This is a genomic window from Marinitenerispora sediminis, assembly GCF_003336425.1.
Taxonomy (GTDB): Bacteria; Actinomycetota; Actinomycetes; order Streptosporangiales; family Streptosporangiaceae; genus Marinitenerispora; species Marinitenerispora sediminis.
Genome location: NZ_QEIO01000198.1, coordinates 1 through 7,370, shown reverse-complemented (window position 1 = coordinate 7,370; position 7,370 = coordinate 1). Strand labels below are relative to the sequence as shown.

Here is a 7,370-nt window from a genome sequence, read left to right as displayed (position 1 = left end):
TGCTCCGGTTGCTCCTCCGGCACCCGGCGCAGCCGCGCGAAGAGCTCGGCGACCTCGGCGTCGCGCTCCGCGTGCGCCCGTGATGTGGGCCGCTTCTCGCTGCGCCGGGCGCCACTCCGGAACCGGTTCGGCCGTTGTGCCTGGCGAGAAGACGATCGGTGAGGAAGGCGCTAATGAAACACGTGGAGATCGCGATCGTGGGGGCCGGGCTGTCCGGGCTGGCAGCGGCGCGATACGTGCGTTCGAGGGGTGTGGAGTCGGTGCTCGTCCTGGAGGGCGGCCCGCAGGCGGGCGGCCGGGCGAGGATGCCGCGGGCGGCGGGCCCGGACGGGGCCGCCACTGGGAGGATGTTCGTCGGGCACGCCGATCGCGCGGTGCTGGAGCTGGCCGAGGAGTTCGACCTCGCGGTCGAGGACGTGGACCCCGGGCAGACCCTCGACGACCTCCGGGTCGACGAGGCGGGGTTCAGTGCGGTGAGCACGCTGAACGTCCCGGCGCACGTCTCGTGGTGGACCCGGCTGCGCAACGAGTGGGTGCTCGCCCGCCTCGTCCGGCTCGCGGCCGGTCTGGACCTGGCGGAGCCGTGGCGCTCCGCCCGCGCGGAGGAGCTCGACGCCCAGACCGTGCGCACCTGGTTGCGGAGCCACTCCACCGACCCCGGCGTGCTGGAACTGGTCGAAGAGCAGCTGACCTTCGAGGCGGGGCTGCCCGCCGACCGCATCAGCATGCTCTGGCTGCTCGCCCACATCGGACCGGTGCTGCGCGACGACCGGGAGCCGCTCCGGCTGGACCCCGCGGAGCTGCTCGACCGGATGGCCGCCTGCGCGGCGGTGCGGACCGGATGCCACGTCGCCGACGTCGGCCAGGAGGCCGACCGGGTACGCCTCTCCGGGCCGTGGGGGTCGCTCACCGCCGACCGCGTCATCCTGGCGGTCTCCCCCGCCGACGCGCAGCGCGTGGCATTCTCGCCGCCCCTGCCGGCGAGCCGCCGGCGGATGCAGCGGCAGTGGCCGCAGGCGGAGATCATCCGGACCGAGATCGTCTACTGGCGGCCCTTCTGGCGCAACTTCGGGCTGTCCGGGGAGGCGGTCTTCGAGGACGGCATCCCCGCCTGGACCTTCGACGACAGCCCGGCCGACGCCTCCTACGGCAGACTGGTCGCCCACACCTACACGTTCGGCGAGGCCGACCCGCTGGGCGCCGACCAGAGCGTCATCGAGGCCCCCGCGCGGCACCGGGGCATCCTGCTGGACAACCTGCAGCGCACCTTCGGGCCCCTCGCGGCCGATCCGGTGGCCTTCGTCCAGTCCCCGGCCGGTCCCGACACCTACAGCCGCGCCTTCCAGTCCCCCACCCCGCCCGGCTTCCTCACCGAGTACGGCCCGCTGCTGCGCCGCTCCTGCGGCCGGATCCACTGGGCGGCGACCGAGACCGCCGCGTTCCCCGCCAACGGGGCCCTGGAGGGAGCCGTGGCCAGCGGACTGCGCGCCGCCGGGGAGGTGCTGGACGCGCGCTCCGCCACGGAGGCCTCCTGATCGGCGGCGACCGGCGCCCGGCGGGACGGGCCACGGCAGCCGGCCCGCGCCGCGCGGCCAGGCGCCCATGAGTTCCCGCCGCCGCACCGCCCGCCGCGACGCCGATCCGGGGCGGCCGCCGCTCCTGGTCCGGACGGGCCGGCGGCCGCACGAGGACGTCCGGCGCGCCGGAGGCCGACCGTGCCGGGACCCGCTCCGGGCCGCCCCGCGCCCATGGCCGGAGGTGATGGGCGCCGGGGACGGGGCAGACTCGACACCACGGACCGCCGGCAGCGAGCCTTGGGAGGCACGATGGAACCCCGCGTGGTACACGACCCCGACCGGTCGCGCTTCGAGATCTTCGCCGGCAACGAGCGCGCGGGTTTCGCGGAATACCGCCGCTCACCCGGTGCCGTCGCCTTCCTGCACACCGAGATCGACAGCCGTTTCGAGGGGCACGGGCTCGGGGGGCGGCTGGTCCGCGCGGCGCTGGACAAGGCCGGCGAGCAGCGGCTGGGCGTCCTGCCGCAGTGCCCCTTCGTCCGGGGGTGGATCGCCCGGCATCCGGAGTACGTCGCGCTGGTGCCGGAGGAGGAGCGCGCGCGGTTCGAGCTGTAGCCGGCGCTGGTCGCGGCCGAGCGGCCCACCGCGTCCCGGCCGGCGCCCGCGGCGGGGCTCCGGCCGGGACGGACCCCGGCTCCGGTGCCCCTGTGCCGAGCGGACCGCGGGCGGCCGGCCGCGCGGCCTCGTGCTCCGTCTCGGGCGGTCGGGGTCCGGCGTGGCGTCACAGTCCGGGCTGGTCCCAGGCCCCACAGGCATCCCGGCACGCGGAGCAGGCGGGCCGCCTCGCGCTCGCCCAGTGCCTTGGGGCGAGCCGGGGCGGGGGCCGGCGGCCTCCGCGGGTGCGCCAGGCCCGCCCGGGCGCGGCCGGTGTCGCGGCTACCCCCGTGCCGCCGCGGCCGCCGCCTCCCGGACCGCGTGGACGTGCGCCGCGGCGCGGTCCGCGCCGGCCAGGAGCGGGGAGGGGACGCCCGGGGTGGCGCCGATCGCCGAACCGGGCTGCACGCCCTCGGCCGGGATGCCGAGGACCACGACGCGCTCGTCGGCCCGGCCCCGCGCGTCGAGGAGGTGGAAGCCGTCCGGCGTGACGTCGAGGGTGCTGCCCGTCGTACGGGTGCCGTCGGCGTTGGGCCGGGAGTGCAGCCGGGCCCGGCCGCCGTCCAGGAGGGAGCGCAGCAGCGGGTCGTCCGTGTCGGGGACCCTGCCCTTGGACATCCGGGTCTCGATGAACGCCCGGGCCCGCACGGGCGGCCGGCGCACCGCCGTGGAGCGGCCGACGAAGGCGCCGTCGGCGTGCTCGAAGACCGCCCCCTCGCCGAGGAGCTCCAGCAGGCCGGCGTCCACGAGCGACAGCACCTCGGCGGTGCGGCGCGGCGGCGGCCCCGAGGCGAGCGCCAGGCCGAGCGGGGTGAACTCGCCCGCCACGTGCGCGGCGGCGCTGCGCCCGTCGATCGCGCCAGCGCGCACCAGGGCGTGCACGTGACCGCGCAGCGCCGCCATGGCGCGGTTCACGGTGTTGCGCGGGTGCCGGAGCGGGTCGTGGATCGCCCGCAGCTCCTCATCGACATAGCGGGCCACCCAGCGCCGCCACTCGTCCTCCTCGAACGGGCCGGTCGGGCCGGGGCGGTCCAGCCGGTCGACCGCGAAATGCCAGCGCGGATCGGTGACCGCCGCCGCGACGACGTCGTCGATCCCGTGCGCGGGCGCCGCGGCGAGCCGTTCCAGCAGCGTCTCCGCCGTAACACCGGGGGCGAGCGCGCCGGGGTGGTGGTCCAGCAGCGTGGACAGGTGCGCCCACGCCAGCTCGCGGGCCACCTGCGGCCACACGGCGGCGCGGAAGTCCTGGAGCGGGGTGCGGGCCGCCTCGGCGAACCACTCACGGGTGGCGAGCCGCGGCTGGTAGCGGGGCGGGAAGCCTCCGGGGTAGGCGGCCTTGGCGCGGTACGGCAGCCCGCGCCGGGAGCCGGCCACCAGGCGCGGCTCCCGGCCGCTGGGGAGGTAGCGCAGCCGGGCCGGGAAGTCCGGGTCGCCGGCCGGCTCGAAGCGCCCGCCCCGTCCCTCGGTGAGCAGGGCGACGACGTCGAAGAAGTTGGCGCCGAGCCCCGCCACCAGCACGGTCTCCCCCGCGGGGACGGCGTCCCAGTCGCGTTCGGCGGGCATGCCCGGTTCGACGTAGACCAGCCCGTCCCGCTCGGCGGCGTCCACCAGCGCCTGGACACGGACGGAGCGGACCGCCTGCACCATCCCCTGGGCGAGCACGACCACCGCGCCGCGCAGCACCCGGCCGTCCGCCAACCGTACGGCGCGGGCGCCGCCGTCCTCGGCGGTCAGCTCGACCGCCCGGCCGGTGAACTCCGCGACGCTGACCCGGCCGCCGGCCGCCGCCCGGGCGAGCTGCTCGCGGTAGTACACGCCCTGCAGCCGACGGGTGGGGAAGGACCAGGGCCGCAGCTCGGCGGTCTCGCGCTCCACCCACGCGGGGCGGCCGGGTGGGGCCGCCGGGTCGGCCGCCCAGGCCATGAGGTCGGGCCCCGGGACCACCGGGCCCGACATCGGGGTCGACTCGTCGGTGTAGATCGTGGTGTGCGCGCTGTAGGTGTTGTTCAGCAGCAGCGGCGACTGGTCGGTGCGCCATGTGGCGCCCGCCCCGACCTCCACCGCGTCGACCAGCGCGGCCCGCACCGGCGGCGCGCCCGGTGCGGCCCGGGCCGCCAGCCGCTCGACCACCGAGACCCCGCGCGGGCCGGCGCCCACGACGACGACGTCGAACTCCGCCACCGTGCTCATGGGCGGCCCAGCGGTTCGGGGCGGTCCGCGCCGGGCGCGCCGCCCAGCTCGGCCGGCCGCACGTCCACCGTGTCGCCGCTGCGCTCGACCCGGACCTCCAGCCCGTAGACGCGGCCCAGCGTCTCGGCGTCGAAGGCCTCGGCCGGGGGCCCGTCCGCGACGATGCGCCCGCCGTGCAGCAGCACCGCCTGGTCGCAGAAGTGCGCGGCGTGGTTGAGGTCGTGGATGGCGATGAGCGCGGTGACGCCGCGCTCGCGGGTGATGGTGCGCACGATCCGCAGCGTCTCGATCTGGTAGCGCAGGTCCAGGGCCGAGGTGGGCTCGTCGAGCAGCAGCACCCGCGGCTCCTGGGCGAGGGCCCGGGCGATGAGCACCCGCTGCGCCTGGCCGCCGGAGAGCTCCGACAGGTGCCGGTGCCGGAGCTCGGCCAGCCCCAGCTGGTCGATCGCCGCCTCGACCACGTCCCAGTCGCGCGCGGTCGGCAGCAGGCCGATGTGCGGGGTGCGGCCGAGCAGGACGGCCTCGCGCACGGTCAGCTCGAACGGCGCCTCGCTGGACTGCGGCACGTAGGAGACGGTCTTGGCGTGCTCGCGGCGCGGAATGCGGAGCAGGTCCCGGCCGGCGAAGCGGACCGTTCCCGTCCGCGGCGTGAGGATGCGGGCGAGGATCTTCGTCAGGGTCGACTTGCCGGAGCCGTTGGGGCCGAGCAGCGCGCAGAAGGCCCCCTCGGCCACCGTGAGGTCGATCCCCTCCAGGACGGAGTGCCGGCGGTAGCCGAACTCCACGCCCGCGACTTCGAGGCTCATCGCGCCGCCGCCCTTCGGGTGAGGATGAGGTTGATGAACACCGGGGCGCCGATGAAGGCGACCACGATCCCGACCGGGATGACCGACGGCGCGAGCACCGTGCGGCCGATGGTGTCGGCGACCAGCAGCAGCAGGCCGCCGGTGAGGAAGGAGAACGGGAGCAGGAAGCGGTGGTCGGCGCCGATCACCAGCCGGGCGATGTGCGGCCCGACCAGCCCGACGAAGCCGATCACCCCGCAGAAGGACACGACGACCGAGGCCAGCAGCACGGCCAGCACGATCAGCCCGACCCGCAGCGCGGTCACGTTGACGCCGAGGCTCTTGGCGGCGTCGTCCCCGGCGAAGGCGACGGCGTTGAGGTCCTTGGCGAACCACAGCAGCACCGGCAGCAGCAGGAGGGTGACGGCTCCGACGATCTGCACCTCGCGCCAGGTGGCGTCGTTGACGGAGCCGAACGTCCAGCGCACGATCGCCTGCAGCGTGTTCTCGTTGGCCACGAACTGCAGAGCCGACGTCATGGCCTCGAAGAGCTGGGTCAGCGCGATGCCGAGCAGCAGCAGGGTGGCCGTCGACATCGACCGGGCGGAGGCGAGCCCCAGCACGAGGGCGGAGACCGCGAGCGCGGCGGCGAGGGCGCTGCCCACCACGAGCCAGGAGGCCGAGCCCGCGGCACCGCCCGTGGCGAGGATGGCGAGGGAGGCGCCGAAGGCCGCGGCCGGGGACACGCCGAGGGTGAAGGGGCTGACGAGCGGGTTGCGCAGCAGGCCCTGCATGACCACTCCGGCCAGCGAGAGGGCCGCGCCCGCGGCGAAGGCCAGCAGCGCCCGGGGCAGCCGCAGGTTGGTGATGATCGTGAAGGTCTGCTCGAACTCCGCGGTGAGCACCCCGCCGAAGACGGAGAGCCGGACCGCGTGCCACACGTCGGCCAGGGTCGCGCCGGACGTGCCGACGGTCACGCACCAGCCGACGGCCAGCAGCGAGACCGCGACGCCCAGCAGGAGGGTCAGGCCGCGCAGCGATCCGCGCGCCCGGCGCCGGGCGGCCGGCTCGGCGGCACCGGGGGGATTCTCGGTCGCGAGCGTCATCGGCCTCACGCGACCTTCTGCACGTAGGCGTCCGCGCCGGCGAACTCGGTGCCCTGGAAGTCCTCGACCCACCGCTGGAGGTAGGCGTCGGGGTCGACGTCCTCGAACTCCTCCGGGTGCAGCCAGGTGGCGAGGTACAGCGCGCCGAGGGCCTTGGACAGGCCGCTGGTGGCCCAGCCGTTGGTGACGTAGACCTCGCCCTCGCGCTCCGCGCTGATGGCCTCCCATCCGGCCCGGCCGAGCAGGTCGTCGCGGACGTCGTCGAACCGCTCCTGGCCGGTGGGCTCGGCCGCGGGCCCGAACTCGTGGACGATCAGCTCCGGGTCGCGCTCGACGACCGCTGCGGGGTCGACGGTGGTCTCCGACTGCTCGTCGCCGCCGGCCTCGACGTCGCCGAAGACGTTGCGTCCGCCGGCGGCGGTGATGATCTGGTCGAACCCGGAGCCGGGCAGGGCCGTGAGGTAGGGCTGCTCGGTCTCCCAGTAGACGGACACCGGCTCGGCGCCCTCGACCCGGGTGGAGACGAGGTCGAAGATCTCGTCGTAGAAGCCGGCGACCTCGTCGGCGCCCTCGGTCTCGCCGAAGACCTGGCCGAGCAGCTCCACGGTCTCGTGGAAGACGTCGAAGTCCCAGGCCGTGGCGACGACGACGGGGACGCCGAACGACTCCAGCTGGTCGGCGGCCTCCTGCCAGGCGCCGTTGCGCGGAAGGATGAAGACGTCGGGGTCGAGCTCGGCGACGGCCTCGTAGTTGATCTCGGACAGGTCCTCGCTGACCACCTCGTCGTCGGAGATCTCCAGGTAGGGCAGGCGCTCGGCCGACACCCGGTCGACGCCGACCACCGTGTCGCCGGCGCCGATGGCGCGGACGAACTCGTTGGCGTAGCTGTTGAGCACGACGGCCCGCTCCACCGGGCCGTCGATGGTCACCTCGCGGTCCATGTCGTCGACCACGGTGATGGAGCCGGACGAGGCGGCGGCGCCGTCCTCGGGGACGACCTCGCCGCAGCCGGCGGCGAGGAGGGTGAGGGCGGCGAGGCTCGCCGCAGCGGCCAGTCGGTGGCGCAGCGCGGTCGCGGGCATGGGAGGTCCTTGCGTTGTCAGGGATGGGTGGGGAGG

The 7,370-nt window shown here is 75.7% G+C and carries 6 protein-coding genes; 2 read left to right on the top strand and 4 right to left on the bottom strand.

All coding sequences use genetic code 11. The features are described 5' to 3' along the window. Window positions 1–173: 173 nt before the first annotated feature. Window positions 174–1,535, top strand: a complete 1,362-nt coding sequence (locus tag DEF28_RS24395; RefSeq protein WP_114433511.1) for a flavin monoamine oxidase family protein — start codon at window positions 174–176, stop codon at window positions 1,533–1,535. Window positions 1,536–1,838: 303 nt separating this feature from the next. Further along, the gene (locus DEF28_RS24390) at window positions 1,839–2,132 is read left to right on the top strand and encodes a GNAT family N-acetyltransferase (protein ID WP_325049029.1); all 294 of its coding nucleotides are present in this window, start codon (window positions 1,839–1,841) and stop codon (window positions 2,130–2,132) included. 321 nt (window positions 2,133–2,453) lie between these two features. Here DEF28_RS24390 and DEF28_RS24385 read toward each other — a convergent pair whose 3' ends face one another. From DEF28_RS24385 to DEF28_RS24370, 4 genes are read right to left on the bottom strand one after another with little or no spacing between them, the layout of a single operon-like run. Beyond that, window positions 2,454–4,361: an FAD/NAD(P)-binding protein gene (locus DEF28_RS24385; RefSeq protein ID WP_114400431.1), complete on the bottom strand. Its 1,908-nt coding sequence runs from the start codon at window positions 4,359–4,361 to the stop codon at window positions 2,454–2,456. Further along, window positions 4,358–5,167, bottom strand: a complete 810-nt coding sequence (locus DEF28_RS24380) for an ABC transporter ATP-binding protein (RefSeq protein WP_114400430.1) — start codon at window positions 5,165–5,167, stop codon at window positions 4,358–4,360. The genes DEF28_RS24385 and DEF28_RS24380 overlap by 4 nt, the downstream gene beginning before the upstream one ends. Further along, entirely contained in the window at window positions 5,164–6,252 is a 1,089-nt protein-coding gene (locus tag DEF28_RS24375) for a FecCD family ABC transporter permease (RefSeq protein ID WP_114400429.1), read from the bottom strand. Before DEF28_RS24375 ends, DEF28_RS24380 begins: the two co-directional genes overlap by 4 nt. A gap of 5 nt (window positions 6,253–6,257) precedes the next feature. Beyond that, window positions 6,258–7,334 carry an ABC transporter substrate-binding protein gene (locus DEF28_RS24370; protein ID WP_114400428.1) on the bottom strand — a complete coding sequence of 359 codons (1,077 nt, stop codon included), beginning with the start codon at window positions 7,332–7,334 and terminating at the stop codon, window positions 6,258–6,260. Window positions 7,335–7,370 lie beyond the last annotated feature (36 nt).